Annotated in this window: 20 protein-coding genes; 11 read left to right on the top strand and 9 right to left on the bottom strand. The window is 69.7% G+C overall.

Features of this window, described 5'->3' with window-relative positions:
* The 5 genes from panD (at window position 1) to ASE12_RS09480 (ending at window position 6,621) form a co-directional block, all read left to right on the top strand.
* Window positions 1-423 carry an aspartate 1-decarboxylase gene (gene panD, locus ASE12_RS09500; RefSeq protein ID WP_369797246.1) on the top strand — a complete coding sequence of 141 codons (423 nt, stop codon included), beginning with the start codon at window positions 1-3 and terminating at the stop codon, window positions 421-423.
* 4 nt (window positions 424-427) lie between these two features.
* Window positions 428-1,207, top strand: coding sequence for a type III pantothenate kinase (locus tag ASE12_RS09495; protein WP_056399648.1), 780 nt, complete (start codon window positions 428-430; stop codon window positions 1,205-1,207).
* Between the two features lie 206 nt (window positions 1,208-1,413).
* Window positions 1,414-2,181, top strand: a complete 768-nt coding sequence (locus ASE12_RS09490) for a hypothetical protein (protein WP_056399646.1) — start codon at window positions 1,414-1,416, stop codon at window positions 2,179-2,181.
* A 235-nt stretch (window positions 2,182-2,416) separates the two neighbouring features.
* Complete coding sequence (gene lysS / locus ASE12_RS09485) at window positions 2,417-3,874, top strand: lysine--tRNA ligase (RefSeq protein WP_056404702.1); 1,458 nt, start codon at window positions 2,417-2,419, stop codon at window positions 3,872-3,874.
* 233 nt (window positions 3,875-4,107) lie between these two features.
* Window positions 4,108-6,621, top strand: a complete 2,514-nt coding sequence (locus ASE12_RS09480) for an ATP-dependent Clp protease ATP-binding subunit (protein ID WP_056399643.1) — start codon at window positions 4,108-4,110, stop codon at window positions 6,619-6,621.
* 53 nt (window positions 6,622-6,674) lie between these two features.
* On the opposite strand, the gene ASE12_RS09475 is transcribed toward ASE12_RS09480, so the two are convergent.
* Both ASE12_RS09475 and ASE12_RS09470 read right to left on the bottom strand, forming a co-directional pair.
* The gene (locus ASE12_RS09475; protein WP_056399640.1) at window positions 6,675-7,100 is read right to left on the bottom strand and encodes a protein-tyrosine phosphatase family protein; all 426 of its coding nucleotides are present in this window, start codon (window positions 7,098-7,100) and stop codon (window positions 6,675-6,677) included.
* 94 nt (window positions 7,101-7,194) lie between these two features.
* Complete coding sequence (locus ASE12_RS09470) at window positions 7,195-7,521, bottom strand: multidrug efflux SMR transporter (protein WP_056399638.1); 327 nt, start codon at window positions 7,519-7,521, stop codon at window positions 7,195-7,197.
* A 67-nt stretch (window positions 7,522-7,588) separates the two neighbouring features.
* Between ASE12_RS09470 and ASE12_RS09465 the strand changes: the two genes are divergently transcribed.
* Complete coding sequence (locus ASE12_RS09465; RefSeq protein ID WP_056399637.1) at window positions 7,589-8,128, top strand: TetR/AcrR family transcriptional regulator; 540 nt, start codon at window positions 7,589-7,591, stop codon at window positions 8,126-8,128.
* Window positions 8,129-8,132: 4 nt separating this feature from the next.
* On the opposite strand, the gene ASE12_RS09460 is transcribed toward ASE12_RS09465, so the two are convergent.
* The gene (locus ASE12_RS09460) at window positions 8,133-9,029 is read right to left on the bottom strand and encodes an A/G-specific adenine glycosylase (protein WP_056399634.1); all 897 of its coding nucleotides are present in this window, start codon (window positions 9,027-9,029) and stop codon (window positions 8,133-8,135) included.
* Window positions 9,030-9,109: 80 nt separating this feature from the next.
* On the opposite strand from ASE12_RS09460, the gene ASE12_RS09455 reads away from it, so the two are divergent.
* A complete protein-coding gene (locus tag ASE12_RS09455) occupies window positions 9,110-9,811 on the top strand; it encodes a hypothetical protein (RefSeq protein WP_157412875.1) in 702 nt (233 codons plus the stop codon).
* A gap of 142 nt (window positions 9,812-9,953) precedes the next feature.
* Here ASE12_RS09455 and disA read toward each other — a convergent pair whose 3' ends face one another.
* The 4 genes from disA to ASE12_RS09435 are packed head-to-tail and all read right to left on the bottom strand — an operon-like array spanning window position 9,954 to window position 13,949.
* Window positions 9,954-11,054, bottom strand: a complete 1,101-nt coding sequence (gene disA / locus ASE12_RS09450; protein ID WP_056404700.1) for a DNA integrity scanning diadenylate cyclase DisA — start codon at window positions 11,052-11,054, stop codon at window positions 9,954-9,956.
* Window positions 11,055-11,095: 41 nt separating this feature from the next.
* The gene (gene radA, locus ASE12_RS09445) at window positions 11,096-12,472 is read right to left on the bottom strand and encodes a DNA repair protein RadA (RefSeq protein WP_056399629.1); all 1,377 of its coding nucleotides are present in this window, start codon (window positions 12,470-12,472) and stop codon (window positions 11,096-11,098) included.
* A gap of 52 nt (window positions 12,473-12,524) precedes the next feature.
* Window positions 12,525-13,163, bottom strand: coding sequence for a VOC family protein (locus ASE12_RS09440; protein ID WP_056399627.1), 639 nt, complete (start codon window positions 13,161-13,163; stop codon window positions 12,525-12,527).
* A gap of 42 nt (window positions 13,164-13,205) precedes the next feature.
* Entirely contained in the window at window positions 13,206-13,949 is a 744-nt protein-coding gene (locus ASE12_RS09435; RefSeq protein WP_056399625.1) for a hypothetical protein, read from the bottom strand.
* A gap of 57 nt (window positions 13,950-14,006) precedes the next feature.
* Between ASE12_RS09435 and ASE12_RS09430 the strand changes: the two genes are divergently transcribed.
* The 3 genes from ASE12_RS09430 to ASE12_RS09420 all read left to right on the top strand — a co-directional run bounded on the left by ASE12_RS09430 (window position 14,007) and on the right by ASE12_RS09420 (window position 16,450).
* The gene (locus ASE12_RS09430) at window positions 14,007-14,918 is read left to right on the top strand and encodes a Ppx/GppA phosphatase family protein (protein WP_056399623.1); all 912 of its coding nucleotides are present in this window, start codon (window positions 14,007-14,009) and stop codon (window positions 14,916-14,918) included.
* 72 nt (window positions 14,919-14,990) lie between these two features.
* A complete protein-coding gene (locus ASE12_RS09425) occupies window positions 14,991-15,776 on the top strand; it encodes a sugar phosphate isomerase/epimerase (RefSeq protein ID WP_056399621.1) in 786 nt (261 codons plus the stop codon).
* A 29-nt stretch (window positions 15,777-15,805) separates the two neighbouring features.
* A complete protein-coding gene (locus ASE12_RS09420; RefSeq protein ID WP_056404699.1) occupies window positions 15,806-16,450 on the top strand; it encodes a LysE family translocator in 645 nt (214 codons plus the stop codon).
* On the opposite strand, the gene ASE12_RS09415 is transcribed toward ASE12_RS09420, so the two are convergent.
* A complete protein-coding gene (locus ASE12_RS09415) occupies window positions 16,447-17,394 on the bottom strand; it encodes a bile acid:sodium symporter family protein (RefSeq protein ID WP_056399619.1) in 948 nt (315 codons plus the stop codon). The genes ASE12_RS09420 and ASE12_RS09415 overlap by 4 nt on opposite strands.
* A 23-nt stretch (window positions 17,395-17,417) precedes the next feature.
* Here ASE12_RS09415 and proC point away from each other — a divergent pair, with 23 nt between their 5' ends.
* A complete protein-coding gene (proC, locus tag ASE12_RS09410) occupies window positions 17,418-18,224 on the top strand; it encodes a pyrroline-5-carboxylate reductase (protein WP_056399618.1) in 807 nt (268 codons plus the stop codon).
* Here the strand turns inward: proC and ASE12_RS09405 are convergent.
* Entirely contained in the window at window positions 18,221-19,543 is a 1,323-nt protein-coding gene (locus ASE12_RS09405) for an FAD-binding oxidoreductase (protein WP_082582180.1), read from the bottom strand. The genes proC and ASE12_RS09405 overlap by 4 nt on opposite strands.

The following is a 19,543-nucleotide window of genomic DNA, read 5'->3' as shown; positions in this document are numbered from 1 at the left end:
ATGATGAAGTCCAAGATCCACCGCGCGACCGTGACGCAGGCCGACCTGCACTACGTCGGCTCGGTGACGGTCGACCAGGACCTGCTCGACGCCGCCGACCTGCTGCCCGGTGAGCTGGTGCACATCGTCGACATCGACAACGGTGCCCGCCTCGAGACCTACACGATCGCCGGCGAGCGCGGCAGCGGTGTCATCGGCATCAACGGCGCCGCAGCCCACCTCGTCCACCCCGGCGACCTCGTCATCCTCATCGCGTACGCGCAGATGGACGACGCCGAGGCGCGTACGTTCGAGCCGAGCGTCGTGTTCGTCGACGCCGACAACCGGGTCGTCGGCACGGGCAGCGACCCGGCCGAGGTGCTGGCCGGCTCGGGCCTCGTACGCGGAGACGTGATCGACAACCCGCTCGTGGCCTCCAGGTGACGACATGACCCTGCTGTGTCTTGACGTCAGCAACAGCCACACGACGATCGGCGCGTTCGATACTGACGAGCTGATCGCCCACTGGCAGGTGTCGTCGGACGAGCGGCGTACGTCCGACGAGTGGTACATGCTGCTGATGAACCTGGTCGAGCAGGAGGGCATCTCGCACATCAGCGCCGTGGCGCTGTGCTGCACCGTACCGGCGATCCTCGTCGAGCTGCGATCGATGCAGGACCGCTACTGGACCGACCTCCCCGTCGCGATCGTCGGGCCCGGCGTCAAGACCGGCGTGCCGATCCACACCGACAACCCACGCGAGGTCGGCGCCGACCGCATCGTCAACGCCCTCGCAGCTGCGGAGCTCTACGGCGGACCCGCGATCGTCGTCGACCTCAACGGCACCGCCACCATCTTCGACGTCGTCGACGACGCCAACCGCTACATCGGTGGCGCCATCGCCCCCGGCGTCGAGCTGTCCCTCGACGCCCTGGCCCGCCGCGGCGCCCAGCTGCGCAGCGTCGAGCTCGCCCTCCCGCGCGACGTCATCGGCAAGAACACCGTCGAGGCCCTGCAGTCGGGCCTCGTCTACGGCTTCGCCGGCCTCGTCGACGGTTTGGTCACCCGCATCATCGAGTCCCTCGACGCCGATCCCGACCACGTCACGGTCATCGCCACCGGGTCGTACCCCGAGGCCGTCGTCGACCACTGCGCCACCATCACGACCCGCGACCCCTGGCTGACCCTCACGGGCCTGCGCCTCATCCACGAGAAGAACCACGACTGAGGCTCCGATCCGGTGAACTGGCATCGCGGACCAGTCGGCTCACCTAGGCTGCCGCTGTGATCTCACGGCGAGCGACTGTTGTGGTGCTCTCATGTCTCCTCCCTCTCACTGCATGTGCGACCGGTTCGAGCAACGACGCCGACGGTCAGGCGACGACAAGGAGCAACCTCGGATACGACCCCACCACGAAGTCGAAGGCAGCGTTGATGCTCGACAAGGCGGCCGAGAGCTTGTCGCTCAAGTCGCTCACGTACAGGTCGGTGGCGAAGCTCGGGGGTAGCAGGATCGCGGTCAGCGGCGGCGTCGATCCGGTGCGGGAGGTCGCAACATACGTGACGAAGCTCGATGGGCCCGCCGCCACGACGATGGCGGGCGACGAGCCCCTGGAGGAGCGCATTCGCGGTCGACGGCTGTACGCGAGCCCGGTGTCTGGACAACTCGATCCGTGCTGGGTGGACTACGGCCCGAACAGCGCTCCGTCGGGCGACAGCGGTCTTCCATGGATGCCACCGGCTCTCGCCGCGGTCCTTGATCCGGTTCCGCTGGGCATCTCCAACGACGAGCCCAGCACCATCGTTGTCGAGATTTCCGCCCGCAAGCTCCTCGGCATCGCGATGTGGCGGTTCATGGACGACATGTCCGATCAACTGACGGATCACGCCGTGCCTGTCACAGCGTGGATCGCGCTGGATGGCGGGCGCATCGCCTCCATGCGATTCCGGGTGCAGGATGCCGTGCACGCTCTCGAGAAGGACGGCGTGGATGTCCTCGCCACGGTGAGGGCCACGGCCGACTACGTGGGCGCATCGGATGCGCGGATCTGGAAGTCGTTCAAGAAGTACATCACCGGGGACCAGATCACGACATACGCGTACGGCGAGGTCAAGGTCCCGCGGCCGCGCTCAGACCAGCTGATGAGCGCCCCTCGATCGTCGGACAGCGACCCCAAGTTCTGCGCCGCCGCCCGTCTCTGACAGAGACTGGCACAGCCGGCCACCGGCGGACCCCACCCCAAGGCCCCAAGTGATGTGGCGGCGCGTCAACGCATCTGGGCTGGACGCGCCCTCAAAACGGTTGATCTGACGCGAGATCGTGGGGCGGGACGTGGTGCCGACCGGCGGCGAAGCCGACGAGCCCTGACCGATAGGATCGACCCTCGTGAGCGACGCGACCAGCACCCCTGCCCCCGAGGACGATCTCCCCGAGCAGATGCGCGTGCGCCTCGACAAGCGCCAGCAGCTCATCGACCGCGGCGTGGAGCCCTATCCCGTCGTCGTCGGCCGCACCCACACGCTCAAGCAGATCGTCGACACGTACGACGCCGAGGCGCTCGGTGCGGGCGCGCAGACCGGCGACATCGTCACGGTCGCCGGCCGGGTCATCTTCGTGCGCGGCACCGGCAAGCTCGTGTTCGCCGCGCTCCGCGAGGGCGACGGCACCCCGCTGCAGGCCATGATCTCCCTCGACGGTGTCGGCGAGGACCAGCTCGCGGCGTTCAAGTCGACGATCGACATCGGCGACCACCTCGCGGTCACCGGCGAGGTCATCACGAGCAAGCGCGGTGAGCTCTCCGTCATGGCGAGCTCGTGGCAGATCGCCGCCAAGACCGTCCGCCCGCTGCCCAACGAGCACAACCCGCTGTCCGACGAGGCTCGCAGCCGGATGCGCTACGTCGACCTGATCGTGCGGCCCGAGGCTCGCGACAACGTACGGGTGAAGGCCAAGGTCCTGCAGTCGCTGCGCGCGACGCTCGACGGCAAGGAGTTCGTCGAGGTCGACACCCCGGTGCTGCAGCACACCAACGGTGGCGCGGCGGCCCGCCCGTTCACGACGCACACCAACGCGTTCGACGAGGACATGTACCTGCGCATCGCGATCGAGCTCGACCTCAAGCGTGCGCTGGTCGGCGGCGTCGACCGGGTCTACGAGATCGGCAAGACGTTCCGCAACGAGGGCGTCGACAACACGCACAACCCCGAGTTCATGATGCTCGAGGCGTACGAGGCCTATGGCTCGTACGACACGATGGCCGACACGATGCGCGACCTCGTGGTCAACGCCGCGCGCGCCGTCGGCAGGACCGTCGTCACCGCACGCGACGGCAGCGAGATCGACCTCGAGAAGCCGTGGCGCAGTGCGTCGATCCACGAGCTCGTCGCCGAGGCCACCGGCACCGACGTCGACGACGCGACGACCGTGGAGACGTTGGTCGCGCTGGCCGCCAAGCACGAGGTTGCGCTCCAGCCGCACTGGGATGCCGGCGAGATCGTCCTCGAGCTGTTCGAGAAGCTCGTCGAGCACACCCTGATCCAGCCGACGTTCGTGCGCGACTATCCCGAGTCCGTACGTCCGCTGGCCAAGCGGCACCGGACCAAGCCCGGGCTCGTCGAGGCCTGGGACATCGTGATCAACGGTGTCGAGCTCGGCGTCGCCTACTCCGAGCTCAACGACCCCGTCATCCAGCGTGAGCGGCTCGAGGAGCAGTCGCGGCTCGCCGCAGCCGGTGACCCGGAAGCCATGGACGTCGACGAGGACTTCCTGCGCGCGCTCGAGTTCGGCATGCCGCCGGCCGGTGGCATGGGTCTCGGCGTCGACCGGCTCGTCATGCTGCTGCAGGGCATCGGCATCCGCGAGGCCATCCTGTTCCCGCTGTCGCGCGCCGAGTAGCCGCGGTTTACCAAGAGGTCAGGGCAAGGTGCCACTCCACAAGGTGCGCGCGCCCTGAGGAGTGGCTGTTCACCATGACCTCTTGGTAAACCGTCACCGGAGCCGGTTCTGCCGACAGCGAACTCCGGAACACCGGGTCGCCGGTGAAGGTTGGGTTACACATATGGACATCACTGCGTGCGGATTTCCATACCCGACTAAACTGAACTGATAGTCCAGCAGAGGGGGACGCCATGTTCGAAAGATTCACCGACCGTGCTCGTCGCGTGGTCGTGCTTGCCCAAGAAGAGGCACGCATGCTCAGCCACAACTACATCGGCACGGAGCACATCCTCCTCGGCCTCATCCACGAAGGTGAGGGCGTTGCGGCCAAGGCTCTCGAGAGCCTCGACATCTCACTTGAAGCCGTACGCGGCCAGGTCGAGGACATCATCGGCCAGGGCCAGCAGGCTCCGAGCGGGCACATCCCGTTCACGCCCCGCGCCAAGAAGGTCCTCGAGCTCAGCCTCCGCGAGGCGCTGCAGCTCGGCCACAACTACATCGGCACCGAGCACATCCTGCTCGGCCTGATCCGCGAGGGCGAGGGCGTCGCCGCCCAGGTCCTCGTCAAGCTGGGCGCCGACCTCAACCGCGTACGCCAGCAGGTCATCACGCTCGTCAGCGGCTTCCAGGGCAAGGAGGCCGAGCAGGCCGGCGCGCCCAGCGAGTCCGCCCCGAGCACGTCCGCCGTGCTGGACCAGTTCGGCCGCAACCTGACGCAGGCCGCCCGCGAGGGCAAGCTCGACCCGGTCATCGGCCGGGACGACGAGGCCGAGCGCGTCATGCAGACGCTGTCGCGACGCACCAAGAACAACCCGGTGCTCGTCGGCGAGCCCGGCGTCGGCAAGACCGCCGTCGTCGAGAGCCTCGCCCAGGACATCGTCCGCGGTGACGTGCCCGAGACGCTCAAGGACAAGCAGATCTACACGCTCGACCTCGGCGCTCTCGTCGCCGGGTCGCGCTACCGCGGTGACTTCGAGGAACGCCTCAAGAAGGTCCTCAAGGAGATCCGCACCCGCGGCGACATCATCTTGTTCATCGACGAGATCCACACCCTCGTGGGTGCGGGTGCCGCCGAGGGCGCGATCGACGCTGCCAGCATCCTCAAGCCGATGCTGGCCCGTGGTGAGCTGCAGACCATCGGCGCGACGACGCTCGACGAGTACCGCAAGCACTTCGAGAAGGACGCGGCGCTCAACCGCCGCTTCCAGCCGATCCTCGTCGACGAGCCGTCCGTGCTCGACACCGTCGAGATCCTCAAGGGTCTGCGGGACCGCTACGAGGCGCACCACCGCGTCTCCATCACCGACGACGCCCTCGTGGCGGCGGCGACGATGGGTGACCGCTACGTCTCCGACCGGTTCCTGCCCGACAAGGCGATCGACCTGATCGACGAGGCCGGCGCCCGTCTTCGCATCCGCCGCATGGCGACCCCGCCGGAGCTCAAGGAGTTCGACGACAAGATCGTCGACGTCCGCCGCCGCAAGGAAGGCGCCATCGACGCACAGGACTTTGAGGCGGCCGCCTCCCTGCGCGACGAGGAGAAGAAGCTCATCAACGCCAAGGGCGAGCGCGAGAAGGCCTGGAAGTCCGGCGACCTCGACACCGTCGCGGTCGTCGACGAGAACCTCATCGCCGAGGTCCTCGCCAAGGCCACCGGCATCCCCGTCGGCCAGCTCAGCGAGGCCGAGTCCAGCCGCCTGCTCAACATGGAGGAAGAGCTCCACAAGCGGGTCATCGGTCAGGACGAGGCCATCAAGGCGCTGTCGCGGGCCATCCGTCGTACGCGTGCGGGCCTCAAGGACCCCAAGCGTCCCGGTGGATCGTTCATCTTCGCCGGGCCCTCGGGCGTCGGCAAGACGTGGCTGTCCAAGGCGCTGGCCAACTTCCTGTTCGGCGACGAGGACTCCCTCATCCAGCTCGACATGTCGGAGTACAGCGAGAAGCACACGGTCTCGCGACTGTTCGGCTCGCCTCCCGGCTACGTCGGCTACGAAGAGGGTGGCCAGCTCACCGAGAAGGTGCGCCGCAAGCCGTTCTCCGTCGTGCTGTTCGACGAGATCGAGAAGGCCCACCCGGACATCTTCAACTCGCTGTTGCAGATCCTCGAGGAGGGACACCTCACCGACGGTCAGGGACGCGTCGTCAACTTCAAGAACGCCGTCGTCATCATGACCACCAACCTCGGTGCGCGTGAGATCTCCAAGGGCGTCAACCTGGGCTTCAGCCAGGCCGGCGACACCGCGGGGTCCTACAACAAGATGAAGGAGCGCGTGTCGATCGAGCTCAAGCAGCACTTCCGGCCCGAGTTCCTCAACCGTGTCGACGAGATCATCGTCTTCCCGCCGCTGACCCAGGACGAGATCCTGCAGATGGTGGACATGATGATCGACTCGCTCGAGAAGCGTCTCGCCGAGAAGGACATGAACATCGAGCTGACGATGGAGGCCAAGGACCTGCTGTCCAAGCGTGGCTTCGATCCGGTGCTCGGTGCTCGTCCGCTGCGTCGCACGGTGCAGCGCGAGATCGAGGACGTCATGGCCGAGAAGCTGCTCTACGGCGAGCTCCGCCCCGGTCAGCTCGTGCTGGTCGGTGTCGAGGGTGAAGGTGCGGAAGCGGTCTTCACGTTCGAGGGCCGCAACAAGGCCGACCTGGCGCTCGAGATGCCGGCCGACGTGCCGCCGGCCGTCGAGGCGTCAGCCGAGTAGCAGCGCATACGTACGAAGCCCCCGCAGCCTGGCTGCGGGGGCTTCGTCGTGTCTCAGGCGAAGCGCCTCACGAAGCGCCGCTGCCACGGCGTCTCGACCGCCTTGGGGTCGTAGTGCTCGCGCACGTACGCCACGGCGTCTCCGGCAGGTACGCCGTCGAGCACGGCCAGGCAGGCGAGTGCCGTGCCGGTACGCCCTCGGCCGCCCGCGCACGCGATCTCGACCCGTTCCTCCGCGGCGCGTTCCCGGACGTCGAGGAGTGCCCGACGCAACGCCTCCGGTTCACTCGGCAGCCGGAAGTCCGGCCAGCGCACCCAGTGCGACTCCCAGTCGACCGAGGGCGGATCGCCACCGAGGAGGTAGACCCCGAGCTCGGGCTCCGGTCCCGGCGGCAACCCGTGGCGCAGACCACGGCCTCGTACGCCCAGCCCTGACGGCAGCCTCATCACCCCGGTCGCGGACGCGTCCCAGCTGCTCATGCCAGAAGGCTAGGGGTTTCGAGGCTCCCTCGCAGAGCTCGTTCGCACCTCAACCAGCTCGACCGGTCGCGCGCGGAGCGCGCTCGGGCCCCGCTCAGTGTGAGGTCTGGGTGTTGAGCAGGACGACCCCGGCGATGATCAGCGCGATCGCAGTGACCTTGGCGAGGCTGACCGGCTCGTCGAGGAACACGACGCCGACGACCGCGATCGCGGCGGTGCCGAGTCCGGCCCAGATCGCGTACGTGACCGACACCGGGATCTCCTTGACCACGACGGTCAGCAGCCAGATCGACAGGGCGTAGCCGGCGACGACGATCGCGGCCCAGCCGGGGTTGGTGAATCCCTGCGCGCGGGGGAGCGCGGCGGTGGCGAACACCTCGGTCGCGATCGCGACCATCAGCAGGGCGGCTGCGACGAACATGGGTCTTCCTGGCTTCCTGTAGCACTTGCTACATTGCCGACTGTAGCAGATGCTACGTTTGGCGTCGATGAACAAGCGCGACGACCTCACCGAGGCAGCCACCGACTACGCCCTGGCCCATGGGCTGATCGGGCTCAGCCTGCGTCCGCTCGCCGCGGAGCTGGGCACGAGCGACCGCATGCTGATCTATCACTTCGGCTCCAAGGACGAGCTGGTCGCCGCGGTGCTCGAGGCGTCCAACACCCGCTCGATGGCCCACATCGACGCCATGGCGCCCGCCGGGTCGCTGCGCGAGGCGGTGCTCGCCCTCTGGACGACGTACACCGAGGACGAGCAGGTGCAGCGCTGCCAGCGCATGTACGTCGAGGCGGCGGCACTCGGTCTGCTCGGCCGTGAACCGTACGCCTCGTCGATCAAGGCCTCCAACGCGTTGTGGATCCGGGCAGTCGCCGCGTACCTCCAACGCTCCGGGGTCACCGCCAAGCGGGCGCCGGGCATGGCCAACCTGATCGATGCGACGTTCAACGGGGTGTTCCTCGACCGGCCGCTCGACGACGAGGCCGAGTCGCGGCAGATCATCGAGGACCTGGCGCAGGCCCTCGACTGAGCCCTCAGCTCGGCAGGGCGTAGGTGCCGTCCGGCAGGGGCTCGACCAGGCCGTCGGCGACCAGGCCGTCGAGGGCTCGCTCGCGCTGCAGGGCGTCGGGCCACACGATGTCGAGCGCGGGCTTCGGCACCGGTCCGACCGCCTCGCGGAGCACCGCCATGAGTCGCCCGCGGCACTGCCGGTCCGTGCCGTGCCACGCCTGGCCGCGGCGGACCGGGCCGTCGTACGCCGGATAGCCCGCCGCCCGCCAGCGACACAGGTCGGCGACCGGGCACTCGTGGCAGCGGGGTGACCGCGCGGTGCAGACCAGGGCGCCGAGCTCCATCGTGGCGGCCGCCCAACGGTGCGCATCGCGTACGGGCAGCAGGGCCGTGGCCAGGTCGCGCTCGGCGGCCGTGACCGCGGCTGGCGGGAACTGCTCACCGCCGACGACACGGGCGAACACGCGCCGGACGTTGGTGTCGAGGACCGCCTCGCGGCCGGCGAACGCGAACGACGAGACCGCAGCCGCGGTGTAGGCGCCGACGCCGGGCAGCGCCAACAGGTCGTCGAGCGACGACGGCACCTCCCCGTCGTGCCGCTCGACGATCGCCGTGGCGGCGGCGTGCAGGCGAAGGGCGCGGCGGGGATAGCCGAGGCGGCCCCACGCGCGCACCGCCTCGCCCGGTGACTCCGCGGCCAGTGCCGCCGGTGTGGGCCACCGCTGGACCCACGCTTCGTACACCGGGAGCACGCGGGAGACCGGTGTCTGCTGCAGCATGAACTCCGAGACCATGACGGCCCACGGTGATGCGTCGCGGCGCCACGGCAGGTCGCGGGCCGTGCGGGCGAACCAGTCGAGGAGCTCGTCGTGCAACCGTGCCAGGTCGGCGACAGGCAGCGGGGCGGATCGGGTCGTCATGACGCGTCGATCCTCGCACGCAGCCCACACGAGGGCGCGTCGGGACGCCTCAGCGGGTGGCGCGCGGATAGCGTGGGTTCGTGAGCCAGCGACGGTTGCCTGCGGAGGTCTACTGGCGTCGTCGGCTGCTCGCCCTCGCAGCCGTGATCGCGCTGGTCTGGCTGGCACTCAGGTTCGTCGGCGGCGACGACAAGCCCGACGGCAAGCCGGCAGCCAAGACCCCGGCCGTGACGGCCACGACCACGGCTCCGACGGTGGCCGCTCCGGTCAACGGCGTCGTCGACGTGACGCTGGTGAGTGCGAGCCGCGCGTGCGACCCCGAGAAGGTGCGCATCACTCCGACGGTCGAGGCGGGGCAGTTCACCAAGGGCCCGGTCAAGATCGGCCTCGTCGTCAGCTCGACGGAGCAGACGGCCTGCACGCTGACGCCCTCCGACGCCGAGATGGTGGCCGTCATCAGCGCCAACAAGACGGCGATCTGGGACTCCACGGTCTGCAAGACCTCGCTCCTCGACGACCCGGTCGCGATCTCGCCGCAGTGGGCCTCGCTCGTGACCGCCACCTGGTCGGGCCGCGGCTCGGGCGCCAAGTGCTCGGCCAAGGAGGGCTTCGCGACGCCTGGCACCTATGCGGTGCAGGTCGGCACGCTCGGCGGCGAACCGGGCAAGGCGACGTTCACCCTCGAGCGCAGGCCCGTGCCCAAGACCACGCCGACCACGAAGCCGACGCCGACGAAGCCGACGCCGTCGGCCAAGAACACGACGAAGCCCGCCGACGACTGAATCACAGACTGGAGAGCGAGCCTCAGGTCGCCTGATGTCGGCGGCTAACGCCGTTGGCGCGTGAGTGACGGATGGCCCACCTCGCGACGCGAGCCTTGCTAGTCCGATGGTCCGGGCCGGCGCGGCTAGTTCGATGGTCCGGCTAGACGTAGCGCTCGAGGATGCTGGACTCGGCGAGCCGGGAGAGGCCCTCGCGCACGCCACGGGCCCGCAGGTCGCCGACGCCCTCGACGGTCTGGAGGTCCTCGATGCTCGCGGCGAGCAGCTTCTGGAGCGAGCCGAAGTGCTCGATGAGACGCTCGACCACCGTGATGGGCAGCCGGGGGATGCGCGCCAGCAGTCGGTAGCCACGGGGCGCCAACGGGCTGTCGAGCGTCTCCTCGGTGCCGATGCGCAAGGCGCGGGCGACCGAGCCCAGGTCGACGAGATCGGTCGACTCGATCGCGGCGAGCTCGGCGAGCACGGCCTCGGGCGTACGGCCACGGCGACCGCTCGGCATGTAGTCGCGGATGATCAGCTCGCGCTCGGCGTCGACGCCGCTGATGAGCTCCTCGAGCTGCAGGGCGAGCAGGCGGCCGTCGGTGCCGAGCTCGAGGACGTAGGTGTCGATCTCGCCGGCGATGCGGCTGACCATCTCGAGCCGCTGGGCCACGGCTGACACGTCGCGGACCGTGACGAGGTCCTCGATCTCGAGGGCCGACAGCGCGTCGGAGACCTCGTCGAGGCGGTTGCGGTAGCGCTCGAGGGTCTGGAGCGCCTGGTTGGCGCGGCCCAGCACGGCGCCGGTCTCCTCGAGCACGTGACGCAGGTCCTCGAGGTAGAGCGCGATGATGTGCATCGACGCCGAGACCGAGATGACGGGGACGCCGGTCTGGCGGGCGACGCGGTCGGCGGTGCGGTGACGCGTGCCGGTCTCCTGCGTGACGATCGACGGATCTGGCATCAGGTGGACGCCGGCCATCAGGATGCGCGTCGCGTCACGGTCGAGGATGATCGCGCCGTCCATTTTGGCGAGCTCGCGCAGGCCCGTGGCCGTGAACGGCACGTCGAGGGCGAAGCCGCCGGTCGAGATTGCCTCGATCTGGCGGTCGTGGCCGACGACGACCAACGCGCCGGTGCGGCCCCTCAGGATGCGCTCGAGGCCCTCACGCAGCGATGTGCCGGGCGCGACGGTGGCCAAGGTTGCGCGCAGGCGCGCGGAAGCCTCTGCTGCCGCCGCGGCACGCTCTGCTGCTGACGCCATGGTCACTCACCTCACTCAGGTCGCACACAGTGTATGCGGCATCAATAGGGCGCTGTGACATCGAGACAGGCCATCGCGGCCTGGATGTTGCTGACCGCCGTGATCGTCATCGACGTGCGGAGGCCCTCGAGGCCCTCCGAGCCGGCAGGGACGACCGCCCGGCGGAAGCCGATCCGCTCCGCCTCGCGGAGCCGGGCGACCAGGTTGCTGACCTTGCGGACCTCGCCGGCGAGCCCGACCTCGCCGATCGCGACGAGGTTGGCCGGCACGGCGGACTCGCGCTGGGCCGAGACCGTGGCGATCGCGAGGGCGAGGTCGACCGACGGCTCGACGAGGCGCGCGCCGCCGACGGTCGCGGTGTAGACGTCGAGCTCGGAGAGGTTGACCTTGCAGTGCTTGGTGAGCACGGCGAGGATCATCGCCACCCGTGAGGAGTCGAGCCCGCTGGACGTACGCCTGGGGGACGGCGTCGACGACTTGACCGTCAGTGCCTGCACCTCGGCCAGCAGCGGCCGCCGGCCCTCCATCGTGACCGTGACGCACGTGCCCGGGACCGGTTGCTCGTGGCGGGACACGAACAGCCCGGTCGGGTCGGGGACCTCGACGATGCCGTCGTCGACGAGGTCGAAGCAGCCGATCTCGTCGACCGGGCCGAAGCGGTTCTTGACCGCGCGGAGCAGGCGCAGCCGCGAGCTGCGGTCGCCCTCGAACTGCAGGACGACGTCGACGAGGTGCTCGAGGACGCGCGGTCCGGCGACCGAGCCGTCCTTGGTGACGTGGCCGACGAGCAGGGTGGCGATGTTGTCGCGCTTGGCCCGCTGGATGACCGCCGACGCGACCTCGCGCACCTGGGTGACGCCACCCGGCACGCCGTCGACGTCGGCCGAGCCGATGGTCTGCACCGAGTCGACGATCAGCAGCCCGGGCTTGACCGTCTCGACGTGCGTCAGCACAGCGCCGAGGTCGGTCTCGGCCGCGAGGTAGAGGTTGTCGTCGACCGCGCCGGTGCGCTCGGCCCGTAGGCGTACCTGGGCGGCGGACTCCTCGCCGGAGACGTAGAGCGTGCGGCGGCCGGCTCGTGCCCACCGCGCGGCGACCTCGAGCAACAGCGTCGACTTGCCGACGCCGGGCTCGCCGGCGAGCAGCAGCACCGCGCCGGGGACGACGCCGCCGCCCAGCACCCGGTCGAGCTCGCCGATGCCGGACGTCGTCGACCGTGCCGACTCGATCGTGACCTGGCTGATTGGGACGGCAGGCGCGGCGACAGGGGCTGCCTGCGTGCGGCCGGTGCGGACGGGGGCGGCGACGTCGACCGTGCCCCAGGCCTGGCACTCGCCGCAGCGGCCGACCCACTTGCTGGTCGTCCAGCCGCAGTCCGCGCAGACGTATGCGGGCCGGGCGGTCTTGGTGGCTGCCATGGCCGTCAGCCTAGGCGCGCCGTGTGACAGTCGGGGGCGCCGCGCCCACAGGTCAGATCCGGACGACGCCGTCCGGGGTGCTGAACTCGGCGGCGAGGATGCCGGGGGTGCCGTGCGGTGCGACCCAACGGACCTCGATCTCCTCGAGCGCCTCGACCGCGGGCTCGCCGAGGTAGTCGGCCAGCCGCTTGGGGTCGCCGGCGATCTCGAGAGCGGTCAGCGCGATCTGGGAGTCGGCCATCTGCGACGGGTGCTGGGCCGGGTCCTTCTCCCACTTGATGACGAACGGCAGCTGCGGGTCGGCCTTCATGCCGCTCGTGCCGATCTGCTTCCACTCGAGGTTGTAGCCGTCGGGGCGGCGGCGGTTGCCGGGCACGGCGTGCCGACCCATGCGGTGCTCGACCTCGGTGATGTCGTCGACCGAGACGACCCAGCCGAGCCATCCTCCGCCGGCGTCGCGGCGGGCGCGGACGGCCTGCCCGAAGGCGGCCTTGTCGGCGGCCGGGTGGTCGAGGACTTCGACGACCTCGAGGTACTGGCGGTTCTTGAGAGGCAGGATCATGTTGCGGGTGCCGAACCGGGGGTGGGCACCGCCGTCGATGAACGTGGCATTCAGCAGCCGGCCGAGCTCTGCGGTCGTACCGGCGAGGCCGTCAGGGCCAACGGCGAACGAGACGTGGTCGAGGTGCATACGGCATTGTTGCCTGACCCCGGATCACGGTGGTGCAGGGGGTCAGCGGTGGGGGTCGGCCGGGTGTGGTGTATTGGTGCCTCCGGCCTCGTGCTCCCTGCAATAGCGGGCCAGCTCGGCATATCCGGCCTCACCCATCAGCTCGGTCAGCTCGTCCCGGTTGGTGACGTAGACCGGCTCCAGCCCGACATGGGCCTCGGTGTTGGAGGAGCAGTACCAGTCGAGGTCGGCACCGCCCGGTCCCCAGCCCGCGCGGGTGTACTCGCCGATCTGCGTCTCGGTGTACGTCGTGCCGTCGCCACGGTCGACGTCGCGGAACTGTCGCCGCAGCGGCAGCTGCCAGCACACGTCGGGCTTGGTCGTGTGCGGCTTGAGGTCGTTCTCCAGCGCGTAGCCGTGCAGGGCGCACCCGTAGCCGCCCTCGAAGCCGCGTGAGTTGTGGAAGACGCAGGCGCCCTCGAAGGCACGCGTCTTGAGCTCGCCCTCGTCGTCCTTCTCGGTCCAGCCGCCGCGACGGCCTTCGTCGTGCCGCTCCCAGTGGGCCGGGGTCAGCTGGTCGACGATCGCGCCGACCCGCTTCGCGTCGTCGTCATCGGCGAAGTGGGCGCCCAACGTGCAGCAGCCCGCCTCGGGGCTCGTCTCGTAGATCCCGGGGCAGCCGGCGCCGAAGATGCAGGTCCACCGCGACGTGAGCCACGTCAGGTCGCAGCGAAAGACCTCGGTCGGGTCCGCGGGATTGGCGAACTCCACAAACGTACGGGGGAATCCGAGCTCGACTTCTGGCATCCCCCTCATGCTAGGGCGTCGCCCCTGACGTGCCACCGCCAGTGAGAGGATGGACACATGCGCATGGGCGTCCTCGACATCGGGTCCAACACCGGCCACCTGCTCGTCGTCGACGCCTTCCGCGGCGGCCCGCCCGTCCCGGCCCACAGCTACAAGGAGCCGCTTCGGCTCGCCGAGCACCTCGACGCCGACAACGCCGTCACAGAGGAGGGCATCTCCCGGCTGACCAAGTACGTCGTCGACGCCCGCGCCGAGGCCGAGGACAAGGGCTGCACCACGATCCTGGCGTTCGCGACGTCCGCCGTACGTGACGCGGTCAACGCCGACGACGTCATCGCCCGGGTCAACGCCGCCAGCGGGCTCGACCTCCAGGTCCTGGGCGGTGAGGACGAGGCTCGTCTGACGTTCCTCGCCGTACGCCGTTGGTTCGGCTGGTCCGCCGGCCGCCTCGGCGTCTTCGACATCGGCGGCGGGTCGCTCGAGATCGCCGCCGGGTCCGACGAGACCCCCGACGTCGCCCAGTCGATGGCCCTCGGCGCCGGACGCCTGACGCGCGAGTGGCTCGATGCCGGTCGTACGCACTCCGAGCTGCGCCTGCACATCCGTTCGACGATCGCCGACGAGGCCGGGGCGATCCTGCGCGGTGGCTCGTTCGACCGGGCCGTCGCGACCAGCAAGACGTTCCGTTCACTGGCGCGCATCTGCGGCGCCGCGTCGTCGAGCGAGGGCCAGTACGTACGCCGGGTGCTCAGCAAGCCGGACCTGTCGCACCTCGTCGAGCAGCTGGCGACGAAGCCGACCGAGGACATCGCCGGCATGCCGGGGGTGTCGCCGGACCGCGCGCACCAGATGCGCGCGGGCGCACTCGTCGCCGAGGCCACGATGGATCTGTTCGACCTCACCCAGCTAGAGATCTGCCCGTGGGCCCTGCGCGAGGGCATCCTGCTGGAGCACCTCGACGGCCTCTAGGTCTCAGCCCGCTTCTGAGATTCCCGGCCATCCCCGTCCGATCGACTGGACCCCCGGTCTAGCCTTGAACTCGTGCCCGATCCCATCCGCGTCTCGTTGTCGACCTCCTCGGTCTACCCGGGGTCGACGGCCAGCGGGTTCGAGTCGGCCGCGCGGCTCGGCTACGACGGGGTCGAGGTCATGGTCGGCATCGACGACGTCAGCGCCGACATCACCGCGATCAAGGCGCTCAGCGCGTTCCACGAGATCCCCGTGGTCTCGATCCACGCGCCGTGCCTGCTCGTGACGCAGCGGGTGTGGGGCAACGACCCGTGGGGCAAGCTGCACCGCAGCGCCGAGATGGCACACGAGGTCGGTGCCTCGGTGATCGTCGTGCACCCGCCGTTCCGGTGGCAACGTGACTACGCCCGGGGCTTCGTCGAGGGCATCGCCGACCTCGAGGCCGAGCACGGCATCACGTACGCCGTCGAGAACATGTATCCGTGGCGCACCGGCAAACGGGAGTTCCAGGCGTACGCGCCGGGGTGGGACCCGCTGCAGCACGACTACGCCCACGTCACGGTCGACCTGTCCCACAGCTCGACCGCCGGCGAGGACCCCGTCGAGATGGCCAAGGCGCTCGGCAGCCGGCTCGCCCACGTGCACATCGCCGACGGTTCCGGCTCGGCCAAGGACGAGCACCTGATCCCCGGCCGCGGGACGCAGCCGTGCCAGGAGTTCCTCGAGCTCGTCGCGGCCTCGGGCTATGACGGCGAGGTCGTCGTGGAGATCAACACCCGCAAGGCCAAGGACCAGAGCGACCGCGAGGCCGATCTCCTCGAGGCACTGGCGTTCACCCGCCTCCACGCCACTGTCTGAGGACGCGCGATTCTGCGAGGATGGCAGCCATGATCACGGTCGACCAGTTCCTCGCCTTCGGGCTCGCGGCGTTCATCCTCATCGCGATCCCCGGCCCGAGCGTCGTGTTCGTCATCGGTCGCGCCCTGGCGTACGGGCGAGGGGTCGCGCTCGCGACGGTCCTGGGCAACACCCTCGGCCTGCTGACGATCGTGGTGCTCGTGGCGTTCGGGCTCGGTGTCATCGTCGAGGAGTCGATCGTCGTCTTCATGGTGCTCAAGTTCGCCGGCGCCGCCTATCTGGTGTGGCTCGGCGTCCAGGCCATCCGGCACCGCAAGGCGTTCAGCGTGAAGAATGCCGGCGCCGGCGGCCACCCGGTGCTCAGCTGGCCCAAGGTCATTCGTCAGGGCTACATCGTCGGCGTCTCCAACCCCAAGGCGTTCATGATCGTCGGCGCCGTGCTGCCGCAGTTCATCGACCGCGGCAACGGCCATGTGCAGGCGCAGATGCTGCTGCTGGGTCTCATCGCCGTCGTGATCGGCCTGCTCTCCGACAGTCTGTGGGCCGTCATCGCCAGCCAGCTCCGCACGTGGTTCAACGCGTCACCCCGGCGTGGTGAGGCGATGGGCGCCGTCGGCGGCACCTCGATGATCGGCCTCGGCGTCGGCCTGGCCGTCTCCGGCAACCACCACTAGGGCGTACGCGCCAGCCGTCCGGCGACGACGGCGCCTGTGATGATCTGCAGCTGGTGGTAGAACATCAGCGGCAGCACGATCAGTGCGACGTCCGGGCCGGCGAACAGGACCGACGCGATCGGCAGGCCGCTGGCCAGGCTCTTGTTGCAGCCGCAGAACAGCAACGGGATCCGATCGGCGCGCGCGAAGCCGAGGAGGCGTCCCAGCAGCACGGTCCAGACCATCGCGATCGCTAGCAGGACGGCGCACACGCCCACGACGGCGATGACGTCCCAGACCTCCAGGGTCGACCAGATGTGGGCCTCGGCGCCCTCGCTGAACGCGACGAAGACCACGAGCAGGATGCTGCTGCGGTCGTAGAGGGTGAGCCGGGAGTCGTAGCGGGCGATGAACCCGCCGATCACTGGTCGCAGCAGCTGACCGAGCACGAACGGGACGAACAGCTGGAGGACGATCCTGACGACGGCACCGGCGTCGACGTGCGCATCCGACGTCATCAGGAGCGCGACGAGTGCGGGCGTGAGGAAGACGCCGATGAGGTTGGACAGCGAGGCGCTGACGACCGCGCCGGCCACGTTGCCCCGCGCGATGCGGGTGTAGACGACGCACGACTGCACGGTCGACGGCACGAGGCACAGCAGCAGCACCCCGTTCGCGAGGGTCGGCGTCAGCAGGCCGGGCTCGAGGAGGTGCGCGCTCAGCCCCACCAGCGGGAAAGCGACGAACGTCGTCGAGAGGATCGCGGCGTGCAGCCGCCAGTGCTTGAGCCCGGCGACCGTCTCAGCGGTCGAGAGCCGGGCGCCGTACAGGAAGAACAGCAGGCCGATCGCCACCAGCGAGACGTTCTTGAGCACCTCGAGGCTCGAACCCGTCGCGGGCACGAACGACGCCACGATCGCCGAGAGCAGCAGGGCGACGATGAACGGGTCGGGGCGGAGGCGCACCCAGCGACAGTAGCCTTGGCCGTATGACTCAACGGATCGCGATCCTCGGTGCCGGCGTGATGGGCGAGACGTTGCTCTCGGCGATCCTGCGAGCCGGCCACGCCGCCACCGACGTGGTGATCTCGGAGAAGCGTGAGGAACGGGCCACCGAGCTCCGCGAGGCGTACGGCGTGACGGTGACCGGCAACGCCGAGGCCGTCGCGGACGCCGACGTGGTCCTGGTCGTGGTCAAGCCGCAGGACGTGACGGCGCTGCTCGACGAGATCGCCGGGTCCGTACGCCCCCAGGCCACGATCGTCTCCCTCGCCGCGGGCATCACGATCGGCACGATCGAGTCCGCGCTCCCCAGCGGTGTCGCGGTGGTCCGTGCCATGCCCAACACGCCCGCGCTCGTCGGCGAAGGCATGTTCGGCATCTCGCCCGGCGCCTCGTGCTCCGACGACCAGCTCGGCGTCGTGGTGAGCCTGCTCGAGTCCGGCGGCAAGGTCGTCGTGGTCGACGAGGCGCAGCAGGATGCGGTGACCGCGGTCTCCGGCTCGGGCCCGGCGTACGTCTTTTACCTCGCCGAGGCGATGATCGCCGGCGGCATCGACGCCGGACTCGACGAGGACACCGCCCGCACCCTCACCGCCCAGACGCTGGTGGGAGCCGCCAAGCTGCTCGCCGAGTCCGACGCGACCGCTGACGAGCTCAGGCGCCGGGTCACGTCGCCCAACGGCACGACCCATGCGGCGATCACGACGTTCGACGAGCACGGCGTCAAGGACGCGCTGATCGCCGGTGTCGCCGCCGCTGGTGCCAGGTCTGCGGAGCTCTCGGGCCCGTCCTAGGCGCCGGACGGTGGGATGTTCTGGTTGAGCCGGAAGACGTTGTCGGGGTCGTACGTGTCCTTGAGCGCGATCAACCGGGCCAGCTTCTCCGCGGGGTAGGCCCGTCGTACGCCGACGAGGCCCTCGTCGTTGAGTGCGTTGACGTACGCCCCGCTCGCATACGCGTCGAGCGTGCCCGCGAAGGCGCGAGCGGCGGCGATCCGCTCGACGTCCTCCGCCGGATCGGTCCATCGGGCCGCCGTCACGAACTCGAACGCGGTGCCGCGCTGGCTGAAGGCGGTCGCGTCGTCGGGCACGTCGGCGATCGCGCCGCCGTACGCCTGCAGGCTCGCAGCCGGCACGAGGCCAGGTCCCCTCGAGCCCTCCAGCATGACGTCGATCAGCTCGTCCGAGAGCTCGGTGAAGTAGTGCCCCTTCCAGTAGCGCCGGAACTCGTGGCCGTCGACGGTGTCGTCCCGCTGCTGCAGCTCGACGTACGACATGTCGAGGACCCGCGTCTCGGTGGGCGTGCCGATCGAGTCGAAGGAGGAGAGGAGTGCGCGGCCCTCCGCCGGATCGCCGACCCACACATAGCCGAGGGTGACGAGGCCGTTGAGCACGAAGGCGGTGAACGTCGCAGGCCTGGGTGCGGTCGCGCTCAGGTCGCGCCAGGCCCGCAGGGCCGATCCGCTCTCGTCGGCAGGGAAGTCGTGCTCGACGACCAGCGCCTGCGTGCCGACCGGATGCAGCCTGAACTCGAACTCCGTGACGATCCCGAAGTTGCCGCCGCCGCCGCGAAGACCCCAGAACAGCTCAGGGTTCTCGGTCTCGCTCGCGCGCAGCACCTCGCCGGCGGCCGTCACGAGCTCGAACGAGACGACGTTGTCGCAGCTCAGGCCGTGCTGGCGGGCCAGCCAGCCCATGCCACCGCCGAGGGTGAGCCCGCCGACCCCGGTGTGCGAGACGTTGCCGGCCGTCGTGGCGAGGCCGTGCTGCTGCGCCGCGATGTCGAGTGCGCCGAGGAGCGCACCACCCTGCACGCGGGCCCGCCGCCGCTCCGCGTCGACGACGACCTCGCCCATCGGAGTCAGGTCGATCATCATGCCGTCGTCCGGCACGGCATGACCGACGACGCTGTGGCCGCCGCACCGCACGCCGATCTCGAGGCCGTCGGCCCGCGCGGCGGCGATCGCCGCGACGACGTCGCTGACGCTGCGGCAGCGGACGATCATCCTGGGACGCCGGTCGACCATCGCGTTCCAGACCGTCCGGGCCTCGTCGTAGCCCGGGTCGCCGCTGGTCAGGACCTCGCCGTCGAGGGCCGCACTCAGCTCGGTCAT

This window comes from Aeromicrobium sp. Root236 (assembly GCF_001428805.1).
Lineage (GTDB): Bacteria > Actinomycetota > Actinomycetes > Propionibacteriales > Nocardioidaceae > Aeromicrobium.
The sequence above is the reverse complement of the archived record's forward strand: the minus strand, read 5'-3'. Positions and strand labels throughout refer to the sequence as shown.